Here is a 21190-nt window from a genome sequence, read left to right on the forward strand (position 1 = left end):
GGTCTGTCCGCCAGTTTTCTATTTAAGGCCTTTAACGGTTATTTTCCCGGTCGAAGTCTTGGGAAGAGATTCTCTGAACTCTATATATTTTGGAATCATGAAGTCTTCAAGGTTCCTGGCGCAATGAGAAAGGATCTTCTTCTCTGAAAGGTCAGTCCCTTTCCTGAGTACTATATAAGCTTTGATAGCTTCGCCGAGAAGTTCATCGGGCACTCCGACGACAGCCGCTTCCAGAACGCCTTCAATGGAATATAGCGTGTTTTCGATTTCTTTTGGGCTTATTTTTTCTCCCCGGCTTTTGATAATATTATCCATCCTCGACACAAAATATAGAAATCCTTCATCATCCATTCTGAAAAGGTCTCCAGTATAAAGCGATTTTTCCCATGAGTACAGACCGGGTCTGAGCCGTTCTTCGGTTTCTTTCGGAAGATTCCAGTACCCCATCATAACGTTTGATCCGCGGACTACGAGTTCTCCGATCTTTCCAGGCTGATCGATCACCCTGTCTTCCTCATCAACCAGATATACTTCTTCATTCGGCATTCCTTTGCCTACAGAATCCGGTCTTCGAGCCAGTTCAGATGGCGGGAGGTATGAGACTCTTTTGCATTCGGTGAGCCCATACATCGAATATATCGATGTCGAAGGAAATATTCTTTGAAGACCTTCAATATGACTTATAGGTAAAGCGGCAGCCGTATTGGTCACGTAACGAAGGAAGGAGAAATCTTCCTTGTCAAGATCCTGCATCTGAAGAAGTATCGCCGAAATAGTAGGGACTATGGGAAATCCGGTCACTTTCTCTTTTTTAAGGCTGTTTATCACTGCGTAGGGATAGGAAAACGATCTTTCCAGTACGACGGTTCCTCCGAACTGGGCAGCCATGAGTATCTGGTAGAGACCATAATCGAAAGAGAAGGGAAGCAGATTCAGTATGATGTCGTTCTCGGTATTTTCGAGATAAGTAGTGATAGAAGTCGATGCCGAGACCATGTTGTGATGAGTCAGCATGACACCTTTCGGGTTTCCCGTCGTCCCCGAAGTATATATAAGGGCCGCCAGATCGATATCGATCGTTTTGATCGAAGGGGGAGAATCGCAACTATTGTCCATTACTTCTTCCCAGGGCATGAGTCGGATTTTATCCGGTACGGGGCTGAGCGTTCCGGTATCAGTGACGCCGGTCGATATCACAGTACGTAATGACGGAATATCAGCAAGAATATCATGGACAGCTTTCCATCTCGATCTGTGAGCTATCAGACAGGAAGCTCCACAGTCGTTGAGGATGTATTTGATCTTTTGTGACTTTGTTGTCGGGTTTACGACAAAAAAGATGCACCCGGCCTTCAATATTCCCCAGACACTTATTATCGTTTCGATCGAATTGTCTATCAGGACAGCTACCCTGTCGCCATATTTTACTCCACACGATTGAAGCTCGGCGGCAAGGCTGTTTGCCGCTTTATCTATATCGCCAAACGTATACCGATTCGCGCCCTGAATGATCGCGGGCTTTTCATTCAGGCGCCAGGCACTGTTTTCGAGAAATTTATGAACGAGCATAATTTTTATAGATGAAAAGTAATGGGGAAACCGCCTGGTTAACCCTTTTTTCTTCCGACATACTCAACAAGCTGGTTCAGCGAATCAAAATTCTCCGGTACCAGTTCATCATCAGACACTTCAATATTGAATTCATCTTCTATAAAACCGACAAGTTCGAGGATTCCCGTGGAATCTATTATTCCCGATTCGAGGAAGGAATCACCATCGCCGAGCGAAGCGTCATCCGATCCGAAAAGGAAGTTTTCTATTATGAAACCCTTGATCTTTTCCCTTACTTCCAAGTAGATCCTCCTGAAAATATTATAATGCCGTTCTTACCCAGCGATTCTTTACGATGAGAACCATTGTATTTTACACCAGAGATCAAAAGAAGCAAGAAAAAGTCCAAATCCCGTGAAAAATAACAGAAAAACCGGATTATGCTATTCGAGCAGAAAAAGAGGGTCTGATCAGGTGATCTGTTTAGATGGTCATATAAGTCCATTGAGGAATGGGTTTTGACGCTTTTCAATGCCTATTGATGTCGATGGACCATGGCCGCAGTAAACGACTGTTTCGTCAGGCAGGGAGAAAAGTTTTGACCTTATTGAGGAGATTAGCGTGTCCATGTCACCTCCGAAAAAATCGGTCCTTCCAATCGATCGAGCAAAAAGGGTGTCGCCGACAAAAACGGCACCGTTCAAGAGAATACTTATTCCTCCAAGAGTATGCCCGGGAGTCTCTATTATCTCTCCCTCAAGATCGCCAAAAGTGACCTTATCACCATCGGTCAGCTTACTGATCGCTTTCGGAGTCCTCACTGTGCCGAGTCCCCATAATGGAGCATCCTCGATCGATTTGATCATTGTCTCCATATCTTTCTGGTCGATAAAGACATCTATTTCGAATCTGCGTGAAATCTCTTCAGCTGCCGCCATATGGTCGCTGTGACCATGCGTCAGGATTATTTTCACGGGGTGGAGTCTTTCCGACGCGATACGGCCAGAGATCACTCCGGCGTCACCGCCTGGATCTATTATGACAGTCTCCATCGTCCTAACGCAGGAAACCAGGTAGCAGTTGGTCGCGAGCGGTCCGACTACCAGTTCGTCGATTTTTATTGAGTCATCGAGGTTCACTTCTCTCCTCCATGCGTCAATCAGAGCCTTGCCCCGGATCAAGCGATTCAGGGCAATGAAGAGCTCCCGTCGGACAGACAATCGCCGCCTGCCCGCAGGGGCGGCATCGCTCCGGAAACGACCTTAAGGCCATCCCTTCGATAATGAGCGCTTCACTCGGGCAGACGGCAGAACATACGCCACACGCTATGCAGAGCGCGCGGTTGATTATAATTGTATTTTCAGCATTGCAATTGCCTGACATGATGATTATAACCTTTTTGCCGGGGTTTTTCAAATATCTGTAATAAAAATCCTATATCTTTCCTGTCAATGGGATCTTTCAGGACGAGGCCAGGTGATCTTGGCCGATATCTTATCCCTGGCAAGCAGTAGCAAGGTCTTGAAAGCTATTGAAGGACAGAACTTTGTGAATACCCTGAGTATTCTCAGAGGATCGACCCCCGTTCTGTCGATCAATCCGGGTTCCCTGCTGAGTCCTTCGAGGATCTTCTCCAGGCTGTCGTCATCGAGGGTGTAGAATATCTGTGCCGTCTGGTAAAACAGATCATTGATCCTCCCGTCAGTCTTTTTCCAGTTTCTGGAATACTCCTTTAAAATTTCACGCGAGCCAGTCTTTTTTTCCACCGCTCTGGCGACACTGACTGACGCGGATTCGGCTGCATTGAGAGCCTGTAGAATTCCTCCGCCAGTCAACGGATTATTCTGGTTTGCCGCCTCGCCGACGGCGATATATCCGTCTACGGCGAGTTCCGGAAGACCTTTTGCCACTTCGCAGCCGCCGACTACAAGCCTTTTTCTTATTCCTTCCGGGCAACGATATTCAAGAAAATTGTCGAGATATTCGACGGCACTCCTTCCGGCGGACAGCAGCGGCGATATTCCCACTCCGATATTCGCTGTCATCGAATCTTTCGGGAAGATCCACCCGTATCCCCCGGGTGAATGTTTCGATCCAAGGTGAAACTCAATGAATCTTTTCCGGACATCTACTCCCTCAATCGTTTCCTGCGCGCAAACGAGTATCTCTGATGGAGTGATATTCTTTTTTAATCCGGCCCATCGGGGAGATAGAGATTCCACCCCATCGGCGCCTACTACAACTATCGATCGGATGGCAGACTCGTTTCCTGTTTTCAGGTCGATCATATTGACTCCTGATATTCCCGTTTTATTTCTGATCAGGCCTGTAGCCTGGCAGGAAGTGCGCAGAACCGCGCCAGCCCTTACAGCTTCACTTGCAAGGTGTTCATCGAACCGGGCGCGATCGAGGATATAACCGATTTCAGGCAACTCGATCTCAAACCTGCGGCCATACGGGGAGACGATAGTTATTCCATTGACTACTGAAGATATGAAACGCCGATCGATATCGATAAGGTTATTGACCTGTGAGGCGGGACCGACCGCTTCCGCGCAACGGACGGGGAATCCGACTTTCTCTCTTTTTTCAAGGAGGATTACTGAAAATCCCCTGCCCGCGACACGAGCGGCGACTCTCGATCCGGCAGGACCGGCTCCGATGACTATGACATCACAGGTCTTGCGTCTCATCAGAAATGATAGTAAAGGTTTAGAGCAAGGGATAGTCCTGAGAAATCTATGTCGAAGTTGGAGTTATGCATTCTGAACTTGCTCTGGGACATCTGGTAACGTCCTTCAAGTCCAAGGGCGTACTGGTTGGTCAGAAAGTACTTCATCCCGAATTCGAGATGAAGCCCCGACTCATAACTGTTCTGTTTAACATTTTCTCCCGGCGTGCTGAAACTGTCTCCATTATCGAGTTCAGCGTCGGTCTCCAGCCGCATCAACGGGAATACCGATGAAAATCCGCCGGAGATGTAGGGAATGAGCGCGCGTACTTCCGGTTCGACCATATAATAAGCGAATCCCAGGTCCAGGGAGAGATAGTATACCTTGAAGGTCCGGTCGGCATTTATATGCAGTATCGGATCCACCGTGTAATAATCTCCCGACCCCGAGGATTTAAGGTACGTGAAGGCAAGAGTGGCCCTGAGAAAATGAAGGGGGGATATCATCCTTTCATATCCTGCAGACGCGTATGCCACTGTCGTAATATCATCATAGATATATTCGCCCCCATCCTGCTGCGCCCACCAGTGCAGATATTCATTGAGGTAGTCAGCGTTTGGTCCATCGATGAAACCGATACTGAAATTAAAGTTATCGGGTGATATCGGACCAAAATATTTCTTTTGTTTATAAAGGGAAGGGGACGCGGCGATCGATGTAGAAATAAAACAAGCAAGCACGATCAGGGAGAAGCCAGATAATCTCTTCATCAAGTACTCCGATCTTCAAACTGAAAACAACGGTTGCCTACTATTCACTTAAAAGTTAATTCCCATCCACACCTTTGTCAATTCCAAGATGCATCTTTCCAGGCCGTTGCTGTTTCGCTTCTGAATCTGCCGCAAAAAAATCAATCATTTGGGACAAGACACAGGAACCTCATCTTATTTTCCCCGGTGTTTATGAAGGAATGCTGCCTGTCCGGGGGGACGAAAATAAAATCTCCCGAAGAAAACGGTTTTTCTTCACCATCGAATATCAGTTTGCCATCCCCATCGACAATATAGACTTCATGCTCCCATGAATGACTGTGAAGCGGAGAATGACCTCCGGGGCCAAGCTCGAACATCCTCATCGCGAAATTGGGAGCGCCGTCATCTTTGGAGATAAGCCATCTGATCGTAACGTTTTCGGCGCCATCCATCTCGACTTCCTTTTCTTCGACGTCGAGAGCTTTCATCAGTTTCAGTTCAGCCATTTCAGTTCCTTTCCGAGTTCTGGATGCATATCTGCCGTCAGGCCGATTTCCAGGATTTTGGATCGACCTGATCATTTTTAACAGAGAGCACACACTCTTTATTAATTGAATCCTGGTACGGTAATAATATAGACTGGTGGATCAACAGATTGCAATTATTGATTATTCAGTCCCGGAGATGACCGGAACCCGCTTGATGGAGTACGAATGATGAAAAAAGTGATTTTCATCTGTTCGGGAAATACATGCAGAAGCCCGATGGCTGAAGCTATGGCCAGGGTGCTTGTTCCCGACGAGCTGAAGGCCCAGGTCGATTTTTCATCCGCTGGATGCAGCGCGATCGATGGACGACCGGCGACCGGATACGCCGTAGAGGCAGTCAGCCTCCGGGGAGGGGATCTGTCAGGGCATTCGTCAAGGTTATTGACGAATGCAATGATTGAAGAGGCCGATCTTCTGATAGCGATGACAGGAGAACATGTCGATCATATTCTGCGGCTTGACCCGAAGGCCCATTCCAGGACTTTCAAGCTTGGTTCATTCGGCAGCGCGGGATCGGATGAAGATATACCCGACCCGATAGGAGCCGGCCAGGATGTGTACATTATGGTCCTGGCACAGATCGAACGATTCATAAGGTCTCTTATTGATGAACTCGGGGCGAGGTTCGGAGCGGAGACCGGCAACGGTTAACAGAAGCAACCGACTCTGAATCGCTGATGCGCCATACAAAACAAGTACGGGACCCTTCAGGATGTATGTTGACATAATATCATTATTAATAACGGATTATACAATACCTGATAATCGTTTTCCGATATTTTGGAAAATTCTGCACAAAACGCAATTTCTGGTTGCCGGTCGGTTCCTATATCAGTATAATGATATGGGTTGACAGTCTTTGCAGCGGCACCTTTAAGTATACCTGAAGTCGTTGTTTCGGATGGACATTAACATGGTTTGAAAAGGAGTCGGGATATGGCGCTGCCAAAATCAGAAAAGATCTGGATGGATGGGAAGATGGTAGATTGGGACGACGCGAAGATTCATGTCTGCTCCCATGTCATTCATTACGGATCATGCCTTTTTGAAGGTATCCGGTGCTATAAGACAAAGAAGGGATCAGCGATCTTCCGTCTGGAACCGCATATCAAGCGCCTCTATAATTCATCGAAAATGTACAGGATGGAGCCGCAGATCCCGATGAAGGATTTCATGGAAGCCTGCAAGGAGATCGTCCGGGTCAACAAGATGGAAGAATGTTATATAAGGCCGGTCGTTTATCGCGGCTATAACTCTCTCGGCGTCAATCCATTCCCAAACCCCGTCAATGCCTTTATCGCGGTCTGGGAATGGGGCAAATATCTTGGCCCTGAAGCTCTCGAACAGGGTGTCGATGTCTGCGTCTCCTCCTGGGACCGCATCGCGCCCAACACATTTCCCGCTCTGGCCAAGGCTGGAGCGAACTATATGAATTCCCAGCTTATCAAGATGGAAGCAATCGTAAACGGGTATACTGAAGGAATAGCGCTTGATTCAACAGGATACGTCAGTGAGGGAAGCGGCGAGAATATCTTCCTTATTCAGGATGGAGTGGTCTACACACCTCCTCTCGGTGCAAGCGTACTTCCGGGAATAACACGTAACGCCGTTATGGACCTTGCCGAAGACCTCGGGTACAAGGTAGTTGAAAAACTTATTCCAAGAGAAATGCTTTATATCGCCGACGAAGTTTTCTTCACGGGGACAGCCGCCGAGATATCTCCGATAAGGAGTATTGACAAAATACAGGTAGGTGAAGGTAAGAGAGGTCCGATAACGAAAGAACTTCAGGATCTGTTCTTCAGAGTCCTTGATGCGGATGTCGAGAATCGTATGGAATGGCTCGATTTTATCTGATCCTGTCGATCCCACAAGCCCAGAGAAGGAGGGTGTCGTGAAGGTTGCCGTTGGATCGGATCATCGTGGCTACCCCCTGAAGGAACGGATAAAAAAAATGCTCGCCAGTGAAGGTCATCAGGTGACCGACCTTGGCACGGACAGCACAGATTCCGTTGATTACCCCGATTATGGCATCGCGGTCGCCGAGATGACGGCGGCCGGAGATGTCGACAGGGGTATTGTCGTCTGTGGAAGCGGTATAGGCATATCGATCGCTGCCAATAAGGTCAGAGGTATAAGGGCAGCGTTATGTCATACGACCGAGGAAGCGAGGATGACGCGTCTTCATAATGATTCGAACGTGCTTGCCCTGGCTGAAAAAACCAACAATGATCCGGACGTAGAAGAGATAGTAAGAGTATGGCTCGATACTCGATTCGAAGGCGGGCGTCACCAGGCCCGTATCGACAAGATAAAAGATTATGAAAATGCCCATTCAAATGATATCCATCGATAGCTGAAGAGGTGAGAATATGTTTAACGATAATCTATTCAAGTATCTTGAAGAGACTGATCCCGAGATCATGGAGACGATGCGATCGGAGTTGAACAGGCAGCAGACTACTCTGGAGCTTATCGCGAGCGAAAACTTCGCCAGCAGGGCGGTACTGGCGGCGCTCAGCAACCCGATGCAGAACAAATACGCTGAGGGGTATCCCAGAAAAAGATACTACCGGGGGTGTAAATTCGTCGACCAGGCTGAGGATCTGGCAAGGGAGAGGGCGATGAAGCTCTTTGGCGCGGAGTACGCCAATGTTCAGCCGCACTCAGGGACGCAGGCGAATATCACGGCATACCTTTCCCTGATCAAGCCTGGATCGAAGATAATGGGGCTCAGCCTTTCGCATGGCGGACATCTTTCGCATGGACATCCGGTAAATTTCTCCGGGCTTTTCTTTGAAGTCGTACATTATGAAGTCGATCCAGAGACAAGGGTACTTAACTACGATACGATTGAAAAACAGGCCAAGGCAGAAAAACCAAAACTTATCGTGGCTGGGGCGAGCGCTTATCCGCGGTTCTGGGACTGGGAAAGACTGAGAGCTATCTGTGACAGTATAGGCGCCTATCTTATGGTCGATATCGCCCACATAGCGGGATTGATCGCGGCGGGAGTCCATCCAAGCCCCGTGCCATACGCCGATATCGTGACCTCGACGACTCACAAGACTCTTCGCGGACCGCGCGGAGGGCTTATCCTTGCCCCGGAAAAGTACGCCAGGGAAATCGACAAATACAATTTCCCAGGTACGCAGGGAGGGCCCTTCATGCATTGCATCGCCGCGAAGGCTGTATGTTTCAGGGAAGCGATGACCGATGAATTCAAGGTCTACCAGAAACAGGTAATAACCAATGCCAGCCATCTCGCCGCGGAGATGATCGAAAGAGGGTTCGATGTCGTAAGCGGAGGAACGGATAATCACCTGTTCCTTCTCGACCTTTCGAAGCAGGATCTTACAGGCAAGGAGACGGCGAAAGCGCTTCACAAGGCAGGTATAACCGTCAACAAGAATACCGTGCCGTTCGATAAGCAGAGCCCATTTGTGACTTCGGGTATCCGTGTCGGGACACCTGCCCTGACGACAAGAGGGATGAAAGAGCCCGAGATGGAACAAATCGGAGAGATGATGGCAAAAGTCATAAATAATCAGGATGATGACGGTGTGATAGATGCCGTCCGCGCTGAGGCTGAAGCTCTGGCCGGAAGATTCCCTTTGTATGAGTGATACCCGGTTGTTTGATTCGAGGAGATGAGGAAGATGGCCAGACCATCATGGGATGAGTACTTTATGAAGATCACCAACCTTGTCGCTGAGAGGTCGACGTGTCTCAGGCGCAGCGTCGGCGCTGTCATCGTCAAGGATAAAAGGATAATTTCCACCGGGTACAACGGCGCGCCGAAAGGGTTGAAACATTGTCTCGAACTGGGTTGTCTGCGCGATCAGATGGGTGTCCCGTCGGGAGAGAGGCATGAGCTCTGCCGTGGAGCCCATGCCGAACAGAACGCGATCATACAGGCAGCCGGCAGTGGGACCAATCTGCATGGCGCGACGATGTACTGCACCAATTCCCCATGTTCGACTTGTACGAAGATGATAATCAATGCTGGTATCAGGAGACTGGTCCTCGGCGCCAGTTATCCTGACAAACTGGGAGCCGAGATGATAGAGGAGTCAGGAATAGAGACGGTATATATGGCGCTTGCTTCTTCGTCCGAAAGGTCGAAGGACTGAAGTTAGGGGGGCATGATTTGCGTTGTCCCGCGTGTGGTCATGAGGAAGATAAAGTCGTAGACAGCCGTTCGACAAAAGAGAACTCCGCGATAAGAAGGCGCCGGGAATGCATAGCCTGCGGCCATCGATTCACAACATATGAATATGTCGAACACAGACCGGTGATGGTCGTCAAGAAGGATGGACGAAGAGAACATTATTCCCGCGACAAGATACTTAACGGTCTACTGAGGGCGTGTGAGAAACGCCCCGTATCGATGGAAACCCTGGAAAAACTGATCGACGATGTTGAAAAACGGGTGTCAAGCCGGGTGAGGGACGAGATCCCCACGAAGGAACTCGGAAATGAAGTGATGTCCAAACTTGCTGTAATCGATCAGGTGGCTTACGTCCGTTTTGCTTCCGTATATAGAGATTTCAAAGATATATCGCAATTTTTATCAGAACTGGAAAACCTTCTTGAAAAAAGTGAATAAAGCTCAAAGGGGGATATCATGAAAAGATTTCTGGATACTCTCGGGTACAGGTCAGCGCTGTTGGTGTTTGCGGCAATATTGCTTATATCGACGATCATGCCGAAAGCTTGCCGCTCCGGGGATGATGACAGCGAGGTAAGATTGAGATTCTCTCTCAGCGAGGGGCAGGTGCTAAAATACAAGAGCAATCAGCGTACCGAGATGAACTGGCACGGAATAGAATTCACCCGCGTCAGCACTGTTATATCGGAACTCTCACTCGACAAGCAGATCGATGATACGACGCAGCAGGTCGCACTTAAATTTATCGAGCGAAGAGACAGGAGATCGAGGGGTGGAGGGGAATTTGAGGATTTTGACGGTCCGGTCAAACCTGAAGGTAAAACGGTCAGGATAACTGTGGACGAAGCGGGTAGAGTAAAGGAAGCGATCGGGTTCATAATAGGGATCAAAAAGGGTGAACCTCTCAAGTCGTATGTCGAAAGATGGTTTTTCAAACTCCCCGAAGATCCGGTCAAAAAAGACTCCTCATGGATACGGAACATTCCTGAAGATGATCCTGAAGATAACGGAGAAAAAGATGATCAGCCGGCTCTTAAAGGTACGATCGAATTCAAGCTGAAAAAATTCGAGAAGAAAGATGGCATCAGAGTCGCTGTTATCGAATACGAGGCTGATCTTGTCGGGCACCAGGTGATCGAGGAGGGAATGACCGAATCTGTGATCAAGTCTCAAGGCGAGGTCAAGATAGCGGTTGATGGCGGGTATATTGTCGAATCGAAGCTGTCGGTCGACGTCAAGGGCGAGGTCATCACAGTCGATGAGTTCTCTGGGGATGAGACAAAGAATGGTTTCGCGCAAACCCTTTACACAGAGATAAAACTCGAAGACTAGATATGGATTCAGAGTCAACCGAAAACAAAGAAGAATTGAAAGAGATGGGGTTTCTGGGCCATCTCGATGAACTTAGATCGATGTTGATCGCGTCCCTTGCCGCCTGGCTCGGATCTTCCATAATCCTTTGGTTTTTCTCGGGATACGTGCTGGACTTCCTGCTTGCCGGTATTCCTCTTGAAAGTCTATACTTCCACGCCCCGGTCGAAGCTTTCATGGTACGCATGAAACTGAGTTTCGCGGCAGGGTTCCTTATCTCATTCCCGTACATACTTTTTCGCGTATGGTCTTTTATATCTCCCGGCCTGTTCAGGAGTGAAAGAAGAGTCATTCTTCCCCTTATTGTCCCGGCAACGTTGCTGTTTTATACAGGGACTGTCTTTGCCTACTGGATAATGATACCTGTCGTACTCGATTTTCTGATAAATTTCGGTACCGAGATGCTCTCGCCACTGATCTCGGTCGACAGGTATTTCGGGTTTGTCCTGAGGCTCTGCTTTGCTTTCGGTATAGTATTCCAGCTACCACTTGTAATCGTATCCCTTACCAGCCTTGGGGTGATATCGCCTCGCGCGCTGCTCAGGCAGTGGAGATGGGTTATTCTGGTCATATTTATAACCGGAGCTATTCTGACTCCACCTGATCCCGCTTCCCAATTGCTGATGGCTGTGCCTCTTGTGCTCCTCTACCTTGTAAGCGCTACTCTTTCCCTCTTCATAGAAAAAAGAAGAAAAGAGAAGTCCAGTGAAGAGGGTGATGAATCTGATCGCGGGGATGATTAATAATCAGAAGGACAAAGTACTGTCAGCAGCCTTTTCCCGGGGTCTGGACGATCTTTCCGGTGGCATCTTGACTTTAGCGTTCTATAGTGCTAGTTTGCAGTATTCAGAAGGCTCTGTCCGGCCTCCCACGACGGGAGAATGCAGGCCAGGGCGGTAGATACCGGCATTTTATCGGAGAACGGTCGGCCGCGTTGAAATGATATTCAAAGATAGTAATTATCGAAATGAATTCCAGCTGCCGGTGAGGAAGGAATTAAGCCTGCTTGAGGAAATGCTGCGGCTGGCTCTTCACTCGGATGTTCCGCTGATCGAGGATATCTGTGACCACATAAGGTCGACACCGGGCAAAAGACTTCGCCCGAATATACTTTTTCTCGCTTCAAAAAGTCTCGGAGGAAGTTCTGAAGCTCCTATGATAGCCGGGATGGCTGTGGAACTGATCCATACTGCTACCCTTATTCATGATGATATAATCGACGGCCACATGCTTCGCCGGGGAGAAGAGACTGTATATGCCAGATGGGGAAATAATGTCGCCACGATCATGGGTGATTTTCTCTACTCAAAAGCGTTCGCAAGCCTTGGTGATGCGGGGCTTTACGAGATAATGGAGATCCTGGCAAGAACGACGAACATAATGAGTGTCGGTGAGATGATGCAGTTTCAACAGACAAAAAATATCGAAATGAGCGAAGCCGGATATATGGATATGATATACAGTAAAACAGCCTCGCTTTTTTCCGCGTCGAGCGAATGTGGAGCGGTAATAGGAAGCGGGGGAAGTCCGAACGGTTTCAGAAAACCTTACGCCTCGTTTGGAAGGAATATCGGCCTTGCTTTCCAGATAACAGATGATCTGATTGATTATCTCGCGATCGATGAACAGGTTGGTAAACCGACGGCGTCTGATTTTTCCGACGGTAGAGTGACCCTGCCATTTATTACTGCATTCAGGAACGCTCCAGCGACCAAGAAAGAGCGGATGAGAGAACTCTTTCATTATGGCTTTGACAAAGACGCGGACTGGGGTGAGATCATTTCGTTCGTGAGAGGTTACGGGGGAGTGGAATATTCGTACAGAAGAGCGCAGGAACTTGGCGCAAGGGCAAAAGCTTCACTTGATACCATCACGCCGTCGCGTGAAAGGGATGCTCTCTGCATGGCCGCTGATTATGTGATCGGTAGAGTCGACCCGCTATCAGCCTAGGAAAAATATCTGCCGTGGCAAAAAATGATCCGATTCAATCATATCTCGAAATATCACTGGTGGTTACGTAATGGATGGTGTCGAGGCTCTGTATTATGAGAAGACGCGGCAATCGGGAGTCAGATGTCTCCTGTGTCCCAATGATTGCCGAATAAACCCTGGAAAAAACGGCAGATGCCGGCTTCGCTGGAATGACGGGGGAAAGCTTATCGCTCTTTCATATGGACATACCGTGACAGCGGCGGTGGACCCAATTGAGAAAAAACCGCTTTATCATTTCATGCCTGGATCGAGGATCCTCTCGGTGGGCCCGAATGGATGCACGTTGACTTGCGATCATTGTCAGAACTGGGAAATATCGCAGTGCTCCTCTCCGGTGCGGTATATTTCTCCAGGGGATCTCGTAGATCTTGCCGCCGATGAAGAATCTTCAGGAGTCGCTTTTACATATACTGAACCTTTGCTATGGTACGAATATCTTCTTGATGCGTCGCGGCTGTTAAGAAAAAGGGGATTGAAGACAGTCATCGTGACCAATGGTTATCTGAATGAAGAACCGGCGAGACAAATCGCTCCGATGACAGACGCGTTCAATATCGATCTGAAAAGCTTTGATGACGGGTTTTACAGGAAATATTGCGGGGGTACTTTAGAGCCTGTTAAAAAATTCATCGAGATAGCGAGTTCAGTGGCGCATGTAGAACTCACAAACCTCGTTATTCCAGGATTAAACGATTCGCTTGAATCAATCGAGGAGATGGCGAAATGGATCTCCGGAATATCCAGGGAAATCCCACTGCATTTTTCGAGGTTCTTTCCGAGATACAAAATGGGAGATGTCCCTGCTACATCGGGGGATATCCTTAAGAAAGCGTACGATGTCGCGAGAAGATTCCTTGATTATGTCTATATTGGTAATATATTCATCGAAGGCACCGAGGATACAGTTTGCCCGGATTGCGGTGAAGAGGTCATAAAGAGGTCCGGTTACAGTGTTGAAATGAGAATCTCCGACGGAATCTGCCGTCGTTGCGGGAAAGAAATCAAGGGGGTCTGGAAGTAATTGAAAAAAATAGCACCGAAAACGCTGGCGAAAAAAATAATAAAGGCCGCGTGGGACAAGAAAGCTGAAGATATCATCCTGTTGAATCTTAAAAAAATCTCGGGGATGACTGATTATTTTGTCATCGCCTCAGCCGGCAGCGATGTACAGGCTCGCGTGATCGCCGATCATATCCTGGATCTTTTAAAGGGAAAAGAACTTGTCCTTCATATGGAGGGGTACGAGTCGGGCAACTGGATACTTATAGATTGTTTTACCGTAGTCGTACATATTTTCCGGCCTGAGGCGAGGGAATATTACGGGTTGGAAAATTTCTGGGGAGACGCTCCAAGAGAGGAATATCCCGATGGAAAGTAATGGGCGGCAAATTCAGAAATCAGCCCGGAGCCGGGTCATCGAGAAAATATCAGCGACGATGGATTCTCTTGGATACGATTTGGGTGGAACAGAGATTTTCCTCGAGCGGCCGAACAATCCTGATCACGGTGATCTCAGTTGCAATCTGGCGATGATCATCGCCAGTAAGTCAGGGATGAATCCAAGAGATCTGGCGGAAAGAATAGTGAAGGAATTATCATTTGATGGTGATTTCATCGATAAGGTAGAAATCGCCGGGCATGCCTTCATAAACTTCACTTTCGCAAAAAAATTTCTTATTGAGCAGGTAGAGCGCATAAACATGGCGGGAAGTTCATATGGCGATTCAGGGATCGGAGAGGGCAGGAAAGTACAGGTTGAATACGTCTCGGCTAATCCGACGGGTCCCCTGGTCATCGTTTCGGCCAGAGCGGCTGCGGTCGGGACATCTCTTGCCAAGCTCCTGAAAAAGACTGGATTTGATGTAGAGACAGAGTATTACCTGAACGATGCCGGTAACCAGGTCAAAAAACTCGGATTTTCACTTCTCGCAAGGTACAGGCAGAGAATGGGAGAAGACATCCCGTTTCCCGAAGAAGGGTATCCCGGCGAGTATCTGACAGATATTGCGGAAAAGATAGAAGCTGAAACAGGCAGTGTGTGGCTCGAGCTGGATGAAGATGAGTCAGCCACGGCTTTCGGGCAGTACGCCGTGTCGAGAATCACCGAAGGGATTGTCGATGATCTTCATCGATTCGGAGTGGTTTTTGACAGATATTTCAACGAATCTGAACTTTACCGGGATGGCGGTGAGATTACCGAGGCGCTCATGATGTTCAGGGAGAGAAAAGTCGTTTACGAAGAAGAGGGAGCTCTCTGGTTCCGGTCGACAGATTTTGGCGATGAAAAGGACAGAGTGCTGATCAGAAGCGACGGTACTCCGACATATTTTCTTGCTGACGCTGCTTATCATCTCAATAAACTTAAACGCGGGTTTGATCATGTCATTGATATTTTCGGTCCTGATCATCACGGCCATATTGCCAGGCTTAAAGCTGCTGCCAGGGTATTCGGGGCCAGCGAAGACTGGCTGGATATCCTGACGGTACAATGGGTGAGGTTGATTGAAAAAGGAAAACAGATCAAAATGTCAAAGCGTGGCGGGGAATTCGAAACGCTGTCCGATCTTGTTTCCGATGTCGGAAGCGACGCGTCCAAATTCTTCTTCCTGATGAGAAAGACGAATGCCCACCTCGACTTTAACCTGACCCTTGCCCGTACGGAATCTGATGAGAACCCTGTTTATTATGTACAGTATGCTCACGCGAGGATCTGCAGCGTTATATCATATGCCGAGGATGAAGGAGTAGTGCTTCCGGAGGAGATGTCCTGCCTGAATCTGCTTGAAGAGAAAGAAGAACTCGATCTTATAAGGGACCTGGTCGTCTTTCCCAATCTTCTTGAGGGCGCGGCGTTGTCAGCGGAGCCTCATCGTCTCAGCGGATACGCTCAGCAACTGGCAGCGTCTTTTCATCGTTTCTACCATGTATGCAGAATCATCTCGAATAACAAGGATCTTAGCCAGGCAAGGCTGTTGCTGGCTCAGGCGACCAGAAGCGTGCTGGCTGAAACTCTTAATCTGCTTGGAATATCGGCTCCCGAGAGGATGTAACAGGCCGCTGCTCAAAACAGGAAGACGCGTTAAATAGGGAAGATTTCCCGTTGAATACAGGAGGATGGAATGAGTCTGGTCATTGTCGGTTCGATTGCGTTTGATACCATAGAGACACCGGTCGAGAGGGTCGAACGGGTTCTGGGCGGATCGGCTACATATTCTTCAATGGTCGCTTCATTTTTTTCTCCCGTCGAGCTTGTCGGAGTAGTAGGGGAGGATTTTACCGCACGGTACAGAGCAGTTCTGGAATCGAAAGGAATCGGGCTCGAAGGCCTTGAGACAATCAAGGGGGGAAAAACTTTTTTCTGGGAAGGACGTTATGGGGAGAATCCGAATGACAGAGAGACGCTGATTCTCGAATTGAACGTGTTTGAGCAGTTCAGACCTGTCCTTCCTGACAAGGCCAGGAAAGCCGGATGGGTTTTTCTCGGGAATATAGATCCTGAGATACAGATAGACCTTCTTGATCAGATAGATGGTGATGCCCGTGTCGGTTGCGATACGATGGATTTCTGGATCGAAAGTAAACCTGAAAAATTGCGAGAACTCCTCAAGCGCGTTGATATCGTCTTTATCAATGACAGCGAGGCGAGGTTGCTGAGTGGCGAGATAAACCTTGTAAAAGCGGGAAAAAAGATACTTTTGATGGGACCATCAGCGACCGTTATTAAAAAGGGTGAACATGGCGCGATGCTGATCAGTGAAGAAAATATCTTTTTGACGCCCGCCTACCCTATTGATGAAGTAAAAGATCCCACCGGAGCCGGCGACAGTTTTGCCGGTGGATTTATGGGATATCTCGCGTCCCGGGGTGAATTAGATGAAAAAAGCCTTAAAAAAGCAATGATGATCGCGACAGTCTGCGCCAGTTTTACCTGTGAGAAATTCTCGGTTGCCGCACTGGAAGATCTTTCAAGCGAGGAGATAGAAAGGCGTCTTCAAAGCCTTCAGGCGATGGTATCGCTCTGAGCGGGTTGATTATCTAATACTCCCTTTTGGCGGTAAACTGCTTATAAAATAAGTAAAACCAACCATTTTATCAGTTTCTTATCTAACCAGATTGAGTTTTATAATGATTTGTGTTACAATTGGTTACGTGTGAAGTGATTTTTACTGAAAAGGGACGGTGTAAGCTGTGTTTGATGAGTTTCCAGGGAAGGATATTATTGAGCAGGCTGAAGATCTGATCATGAAGATGCGAGATATCCAGTCTTGCCGCATCGCCACGGATGATTCGGGCAGGATAGCTGAAATACATGTCGTTGCCGCGACCAACCGGCCTCCAAAGATGATAGCTCGCGATGTCGAGACCTGTCTGAAAGCTCAGCTCGGAATAGCAGTTGATTACAGAAAAATCGGAGTCGTACTGATAGATGTCGTCGATGATGATTCAGAGTCTTTACCTGAACTGGAAGAGATCGCTCGACCGGTATTTTCTCCCGACAACATCATAGAACGGAGATTTTCAGAAGCAGGATCAATATCTGAAGAGATCGAAGATCCTCTTCCTGGGAATGAATCACCGCAACTCGAGTTTCTCGAAGATGATTCGAGAGCTCAATTCAGGGGTATGAGCCTCACGATCAATGAAAACAGGATAGAGGTAGAAGTCAAACTGGAACGAAACGGTATTGAAGTGACCGGGTCTCTTGGAGCTTTGCGAAAATCGGGACCGGTCTACAATACGATTGCGGGGGCGACGATAATTGCTCTTTCAGAACTACTTGACGAGAAATTCGATCTGTGTTTATCTGGGATTGAGGAATTGGAATTATCAGGTAATAAAGCACTCGTCGCGGCAGTGGAATTGATCGAGGGACGGACGATCAGGAGTTTTTCCGGAAGTGCTTTTGTAGGCAGAGATCCAAACGAAGCTTCAGTCCTGGCGATTCTTGATGCCGTGAACCGTCCGTTTGGAAGATGGAAGTCACGCAGGGAAATACACTACAGGATCAGATAACACCCGCCGATCTTTCCCTCGCGTGGTAAAATCCCGGAATAGCCATTCTCCTGTTGCCAGGAGGCACAAAGGTCGCGCCCGGGATGATACCGGAAGGCGACTACGGGGGAGCAGGTTAGAGTCGGAATAGAGCAGTATAAAATCACAGGTGAATATTGGCTGCGGTTAAACAAAAATCTGGGGCAGGATTCAAGTTATTCTACTTCATATATGTTGTGGCGGGATTTCTGTTCCTAGCGTATTTCATCAAAGTCCTTCCCGCCGATCATTGGCGTGATATTTTTCTATTTCTTATACTGATCATAATAGCCGACTCCGCGCAGATATCTCTCCCCAGGGGTGGGGCATCGATCTATGCTTCTTCACCGATAGATCTGGCAGGAATAGTCTTGTTTGGTCCAGCAGTCATGGCTGTGATCGAAGCTGTTGCGACTCTTATAACTGAGGGCATATTCCAGAGACGACCGATTATCAAGGTGTTGTTCAATATCCCACTTCTCGTAATGACCGTGGGAGTCTCAGGGTTTGTCTATAACTATTTCGGCAGCCTGGTAGACTTGAATTCTCCACTTTTTCTGATCCCTCTTTTAGCCGCTGGAATCGTGTACTATCTGTTCAACACATGGTCGGTAAGCATCGTTATCTCGCTTGATTCGCAGAGAAATCCGCTTGTCGTCTGGAAACAGAACTATATGTGGAATTTCTTCCATATTCTCGCCTTTTTCCCGATAGCGGCGGTCATAGCGCTGCTATATCGTAATTCTGGCGTATGGACGATAGCTCTTTTTATAATCCCATTATTCCTTGCCAGATATTCGTTCCAGCTTTATCTCGATATGCGTGAGACCCATATCAATACGGTAGCCGCTTTGACTTCGGCTATTGACGCCTCTGATCCATTTACTCACGGGCATTCCTACAGAGTGTCGCGATATGCCTTAAGGATAGCGCGGGAGATGGGAATGACTACAAAAGATATGGAGATGCTTGAGTATGCCGCATTGTTGCATGATATAGGGAAGATAGCTGTAAAAAACGAGATCCTCCTGAAAGTAGGTCCCCTCACTGATGAGGAGTGGAAATCACTACGGGCGCATCCGCAGATCGGAGCCGAAATAGTAGAAAAACTCAAGTTTCTCAATGAAGCGGGAAAAGTGGTGAGGGCTCATCATGAAAGACCTGACGGATCGGGATATCCGAACGGGCTCAAGGAAGATGATATTCCTCTGGCGGCGCATATACTTAATGTCGTGGATGCGTTTGATGCCATGACATCAGACCGACCATACCGAAAAGCATTACCGGTTGAGAGGGTCCTGGAAGAGCTTGAGACGTATAAAGGAAGACAATTTCATACGAAAGTGACAGATCTTCTTCTTGATCTGCACAACAGGGGGGATTTTCCAATAATCGTCGAGGCGGATGTAACGACAGAGATATATAATTCACTTGTCGAGCATGTTCAGCTCTGAGAAAATCGATTTCGCTATATTTTTTCATTAAATTCCGGTTATTATTATTCTTCCGGGTGTGGGGTACGGGCGGCGAATGGCAGGAGTGTAGAACGGAGCGAGGAAGGAAAAGGATATTGAGTTCAAAGTACAGTGAATCAGGGGTTGACATAGATGCGGCTGCCGCCGCCCTGAAGGGGATTGGCAGCCTCGTGAAGGAGACGTGGGGTAGGGAAGTACTCTCAGAAGTCGGGAATTTCGGTGGGCTTTTTGAGCTATCCACCGGGTACAGAAATCCGGTCCTGGTTTCGAGTACTGACGGCGTGGGTACCAAGTTGAGATTGGCTTTTATTTCCGGAAAACACGATTCTGTCGGGGAAGACCTTGTAAATCATTGTGTTAACGATATCCTCGTACAGGGTGCCGAACCGCTTTTCTTTCTTGATTACTTTGGGTGCGGCAAGCTGGAAAAAGGTATTGTTGAAAGCGTAGTTAAAGGTATGGCCAGGGGATGCAAGGAAAACCGGTGTGCCCTTATTGGTGGTGAAACTGCCGAAATGCCAGGTTTTTACGCGGAAGGCGAGTATGATCTGGCGGGAACGATCGTGGGTATAGTCGAGAGAGATGAACTGATAGATGGATCGACGATCAGGGAAGGGGACGGTGTCTGGGCTTTTCCATCGAGTGGATTGCATACAAACGGTTATTCTCTTGCACGAAAGATCATATTTGAGGACCAGGGGCTGGGAATCGACGATGAGATACCCGGTACGGGCAAGACAGTCGCAAATAACCTGATGGCGGTGCACAGGAGTTACCTTCCGGAGATAAAGGCCCTCAGAAAAGTCATTGATATACGGGGGCTGGCTCATATTACCGGAGGAGGGCTTATAGATAATATCCCTCGCATCCTGCCTGGTGATTGTGGTGTTGAAATCTTCCCGGATAGATGGGAAGAACCCCGTGTTTTCTCCTATCTGAGGGAAAAGGGTAGAGTCGATGATAAAGAAATGTACCGTGTTTTCAACATGGGAATCGGTATGATCATGATAATCCCCCCTTCTGATGAAGAAAAATTGGATCTGGCAGGGCTCCGATGGGAACCATTCCCTATCGGAAACGTAGTAAAAGGTGAAGGGAAAGTGTCACTTAGATGATCTGTGATGCCAAGACACTACTCTTGACATGGGTAGATGGCGGTGATACGATCGAATCCTGGATAAATTCTGTTTGTTCAGTGAATGATCAGAATGTATTATATAGGTACTGAAATCATATACTGGTGATAATTATATAGAAATACTCGAAGAGAGGAGCTTGGTATGTTGAACATCACTAACAAGGACGCAAGTGGAGTGATTGTTCTGGCTCTTGAGGGGCAGATCGACGGGGGACCGAAATCTCAACGAATCCATGAGATGATCAAGGAGGGGATGGGTGAAGGGAAGAAGAAATTCATCTTGAATCTCAAGGACGTGAAATGGCTCAATTCTCTGGGCGCGGGCGTTCTGATAGCCGCCTATGCTTCGGCCAAGCGGGAAGATGCCAGTGTAAAACTGACGAATATATCGGAAAGAGTCGGTATCGTCTTGAAGACATGCGGGCTTATTCCGGAAGTGTTCGAAGTATTCAATGACGAAAAAGATGCTCTGGCGAGCTTCTGAACAAT

Annotated in this window: 24 protein-coding genes; 17 read left to right on the plus strand and 7 right to left on the minus strand. The window is 48.0% G+C overall.

Annotation, left to right across the window (positions count from 1 at the left end; translation table 11 throughout):
- Positions 1 to 18: 18 nt before the first annotated feature.
- The 7 genes from JW814_02695 to JW814_02725 form a co-directional block, all read right to left on the minus strand.
- The gene (locus JW814_02695) at positions 19 to 1569 is read right to left on the minus strand and encodes an AMP-binding protein (protein MBN2070340.1); all 1551 of its coding nucleotides are present in this window, start codon (positions 1567 to 1569) and stop codon (positions 19 to 21) included.
- A 38-nt stretch (positions 1570 to 1607) separates the two neighbouring features.
- The gene (locus JW814_02700; protein MBN2070341.1) at positions 1608 to 1853 is read right to left on the minus strand and encodes an acyl carrier protein; all 246 of its coding nucleotides are present in this window, start codon (positions 1851 to 1853) and stop codon (positions 1608 to 1610) included.
- A 189-nt stretch (positions 1854 to 2042) separates the two neighbouring features.
- The gene (locus tag JW814_02705; GenBank protein MBN2070342.1) at positions 2043 to 2690 is read right to left on the minus strand and encodes an MBL fold metallo-hydrolase; all 648 of its coding nucleotides are present in this window, start codon (positions 2688 to 2690) and stop codon (positions 2043 to 2045) included.
- Positions 2691 to 2706: 16 nt separating this feature from the next.
- A complete protein-coding gene (locus JW814_02710) occupies positions 2707 to 2934 on the minus strand; it encodes a 4Fe-4S binding protein (GenBank protein MBN2070343.1) in 228 nt (75 codons plus the stop codon).
- A gap of 65 nt (positions 2935 to 2999) precedes the next feature.
- Positions 3000 to 4244, minus strand: coding sequence for an NAD(P)/FAD-dependent oxidoreductase (locus tag JW814_02715; protein ID MBN2070344.1), 1245 nt, complete (start codon positions 4242 to 4244; stop codon positions 3000 to 3002).
- Positions 4244 to 4993 (minus strand): outer membrane beta-barrel protein, encoded by a 750-nt coding sequence (locus tag JW814_02720; protein MBN2070345.1) that lies wholly within the window; start codon positions 4991 to 4993, stop codon positions 4244 to 4246. The genes JW814_02715 and JW814_02720 overlap by 1 nt, the downstream gene beginning before the upstream one ends.
- A 140-nt stretch (positions 4994 to 5133) precedes the next feature.
- The gene (locus JW814_02725; GenBank protein MBN2070346.1) at positions 5134 to 5472 is read right to left on the minus strand and encodes a cupin domain-containing protein; all 339 of its coding nucleotides are present in this window, start codon (positions 5470 to 5472) and stop codon (positions 5134 to 5136) included.
- Positions 5473 to 5691: 219 nt separating this feature from the next.
- Between JW814_02725 and JW814_02730 the strand changes: the two genes are divergently transcribed.
- The 17 genes from JW814_02730 (at position 5692) to JW814_02810 (ending at position 21185) form a co-directional block, all read left to right on the plus strand.
- Positions 5692 to 6174 (plus strand): low molecular weight protein arginine phosphatase, encoded by a 483-nt coding sequence (locus tag JW814_02730; protein MBN2070347.1) that lies wholly within the window; start codon positions 5692 to 5694, stop codon positions 6172 to 6174.
- A 285-nt stretch (positions 6175 to 6459) separates the two neighbouring features.
- A complete protein-coding gene (locus tag JW814_02735) occupies positions 6460 to 7380 on the plus strand; it encodes a branched-chain amino acid transaminase (GenBank protein MBN2070348.1) in 921 nt (306 codons plus the stop codon).
- A 37-nt stretch (positions 7381 to 7417) separates the two neighbouring features.
- Positions 7418 to 7879, plus strand: coding sequence for a ribose 5-phosphate isomerase B (gene rpiB / locus JW814_02740; protein MBN2070349.1), 462 nt, complete (start codon positions 7418 to 7420; stop codon positions 7877 to 7879).
- Between the two features lie 16 nt (positions 7880 to 7895).
- Positions 7896 to 9149 carry a serine hydroxymethyltransferase gene (locus tag JW814_02745; GenBank protein MBN2070350.1) on the plus strand — a complete coding sequence of 418 codons (1254 nt, stop codon included), beginning with the start codon at positions 7896 to 7898 and terminating at the stop codon, positions 9147 to 9149.
- 33 nt (positions 9150 to 9182) lie between these two features.
- Positions 9183 to 9656, plus strand: a complete 474-nt coding sequence (locus JW814_02750) for a cytidine/deoxycytidylate deaminase family protein (protein MBN2070351.1) — start codon at positions 9183 to 9185, stop codon at positions 9654 to 9656.
- A 17-nt stretch (positions 9657 to 9673) separates the two neighbouring features.
- Entirely contained in the window at positions 9674 to 10132 is a 459-nt protein-coding gene (gene nrdR / locus JW814_02755) for a transcriptional repressor NrdR (GenBank protein MBN2070352.1), read from the plus strand.
- An 18-nt stretch (positions 10133 to 10150) separates the two neighbouring features.
- Positions 10151 to 11026 carry a hypothetical protein gene (locus JW814_02760; GenBank protein MBN2070353.1) on the plus strand — a complete coding sequence of 292 codons (876 nt, stop codon included), beginning with the start codon at positions 10151 to 10153 and terminating at the stop codon, positions 11024 to 11026.
- Positions 11027 to 11028: 2 nt separating this feature from the next.
- Positions 11029 to 11808 (plus strand): twin-arginine translocase subunit TatC, encoded by a 780-nt coding sequence (gene tatC / locus JW814_02765; GenBank protein MBN2070354.1) that lies wholly within the window; start codon positions 11029 to 11031, stop codon positions 11806 to 11808.
- A 241-nt stretch (positions 11809 to 12049) separates the two neighbouring features.
- Positions 12050 to 13015: a polyprenyl synthetase family protein gene (locus tag JW814_02770; protein MBN2070355.1), complete on the plus strand. Its 966-nt coding sequence runs from the start codon at positions 12050 to 12052 to the stop codon at positions 13013 to 13015.
- A gap of 70 nt (positions 13016 to 13085) precedes the next feature.
- Positions 13086 to 14078 carry an AmmeMemoRadiSam system radical SAM enzyme gene (amrS, locus tag JW814_02775; GenBank protein ID MBN2070356.1) on the plus strand — a complete coding sequence of 331 codons (993 nt, stop codon included), beginning with the start codon at positions 13086 to 13088 and terminating at the stop codon, positions 14076 to 14078.
- Between the two features lie 9 nt (positions 14079 to 14087).
- The gene (gene rsfS, locus JW814_02780) at positions 14088 to 14435 is read left to right on the plus strand and encodes a ribosome silencing factor (GenBank protein ID MBN2070357.1); all 348 of its coding nucleotides are present in this window, start codon (positions 14088 to 14090) and stop codon (positions 14433 to 14435) included.
- Positions 14425 to 16107 (plus strand): arginine--tRNA ligase, encoded by a 1683-nt coding sequence (locus JW814_02785; GenBank protein ID MBN2070358.1) that lies wholly within the window; start codon positions 14425 to 14427, stop codon positions 16105 to 16107. The genes rsfS and JW814_02785 overlap by 11 nt, the downstream gene beginning before the upstream one ends.
- A gap of 69 nt (positions 16108 to 16176) precedes the next feature.
- Positions 16177 to 17079: a sugar kinase gene (locus JW814_02790; protein ID MBN2070359.1), complete on the plus strand. Its 903-nt coding sequence runs from the start codon at positions 16177 to 16179 to the stop codon at positions 17077 to 17079.
- Positions 17080 to 17245: 166 nt separating this feature from the next.
- Positions 17246 to 18070, plus strand: coding sequence for a hypothetical protein (locus JW814_02795; GenBank protein MBN2070360.1), 825 nt, complete (start codon positions 17246 to 17248; stop codon positions 18068 to 18070).
- A gap of 155 nt (positions 18071 to 18225) precedes the next feature.
- Positions 18226 to 19542 (plus strand): HD-GYP domain-containing protein, encoded by a 1317-nt coding sequence (locus JW814_02800; protein ID MBN2070361.1) that lies wholly within the window; start codon positions 18226 to 18228, stop codon positions 19540 to 19542.
- Positions 19543 to 19658: 116 nt separating this feature from the next.
- Positions 19659 to 20678: a phosphoribosylformylglycinamidine cyclo-ligase gene (locus JW814_02805; GenBank protein ID MBN2070362.1), complete on the plus strand. Its 1020-nt coding sequence runs from the start codon at positions 19659 to 19661 to the stop codon at positions 20676 to 20678.
- A gap of 165 nt (positions 20679 to 20843) precedes the next feature.
- Positions 20844 to 21185, plus strand: coding sequence for an STAS domain-containing protein (locus JW814_02810; GenBank protein ID MBN2070363.1), 342 nt, complete (start codon positions 20844 to 20846; stop codon positions 21183 to 21185).
- Positions 21186 to 21190 lie beyond the last annotated feature (5 nt).

The organism is Candidatus Krumholzibacteriota bacterium (assembly GCA_016932415.1).
Classification (GTDB): Bacteria; Krumholzibacteriota; Krumholzibacteriia; order Krumholzibacteriales; family Krumholzibacteriaceae; genus Krumholzibacterium.

Excerpts from the sequence above, each read along its gene's own strand:
- JW814_02695 (MBN2070340.1), bottom strand. The coding sequence starts at position 1,569 with ATGCTCGTTCATAAATTTCTCGAAAACAGTGCCTGGCGCCTGAATGAA.
- JW814_02710 (MBN2070343.1), bottom strand. The coding sequence starts at position 2,934 with ATGTCAGGCAATTGCAATGCTGAAAATACAATTATAATCAACCGCGCG.
- JW814_02715 (MBN2070344.1), bottom strand. The coding sequence starts at position 4,244 with ATGAGACGCAAGACCTGTGATGTCATAGTCATCGGAGCCGGTCCTGCC.
- JW814_02720 (MBN2070345.1), bottom strand. The coding sequence starts at position 4,993 with ATGAAGAGATTATCTGGCTTCTCCCTGATCGTGCTTGCTTGTTTTATT.
- JW814_02730 (MBN2070347.1), top strand. The coding sequence starts at position 5,692 with ATGAAAAAAGTGATTTTCATCTGTTCGGGAAATACATGCAGAAGCCCG.
- JW814_02735 (MBN2070348.1), top strand. The coding sequence starts at position 6,460 with ATGGCGCTGCCAAAATCAGAAAAGATCTGGATGGATGGGAAGATGGTA.
- JW814_02745 (MBN2070350.1), top strand. The coding sequence starts at position 7,896 with ATGTTTAACGATAATCTATTCAAGTATCTTGAAGAGACTGATCCCGAG.
- JW814_02750 (MBN2070351.1), top strand. The coding sequence starts at position 9,183 with ATGGCCAGACCATCATGGGATGAGTACTTTATGAAGATCACCAACCTT.
- JW814_02760 (MBN2070353.1), top strand. The coding sequence starts at position 10,151 with ATGAAAAGATTTCTGGATACTCTCGGGTACAGGTCAGCGCTGTTGGTG.
- tatC (MBN2070354.1), top strand. The coding sequence starts at position 11,029 with ATGGATTCAGAGTCAACCGAAAACAAAGAAGAATTGAAAGAGATGGGG.
- amrS (MBN2070356.1), top strand. The coding sequence starts at position 13,086 with ATGGATGGTGTCGAGGCTCTGTATTATGAGAAGACGCGGCAATCGGGA.
- JW814_02785 (MBN2070358.1), top strand. The coding sequence starts at position 14,425 with ATGGAAAGTAATGGGCGGCAAATTCAGAAATCAGCCCGGAGCCGGGTC.
- JW814_02790 (MBN2070359.1), top strand. The coding sequence starts at position 16,177 with ATGAGTCTGGTCATTGTCGGTTCGATTGCGTTTGATACCATAGAGACA.
- JW814_02810 (MBN2070363.1), top strand. The coding sequence starts at position 20,844 with ATGTTGAACATCACTAACAAGGACGCAAGTGGAGTGATTGTTCTGGCT.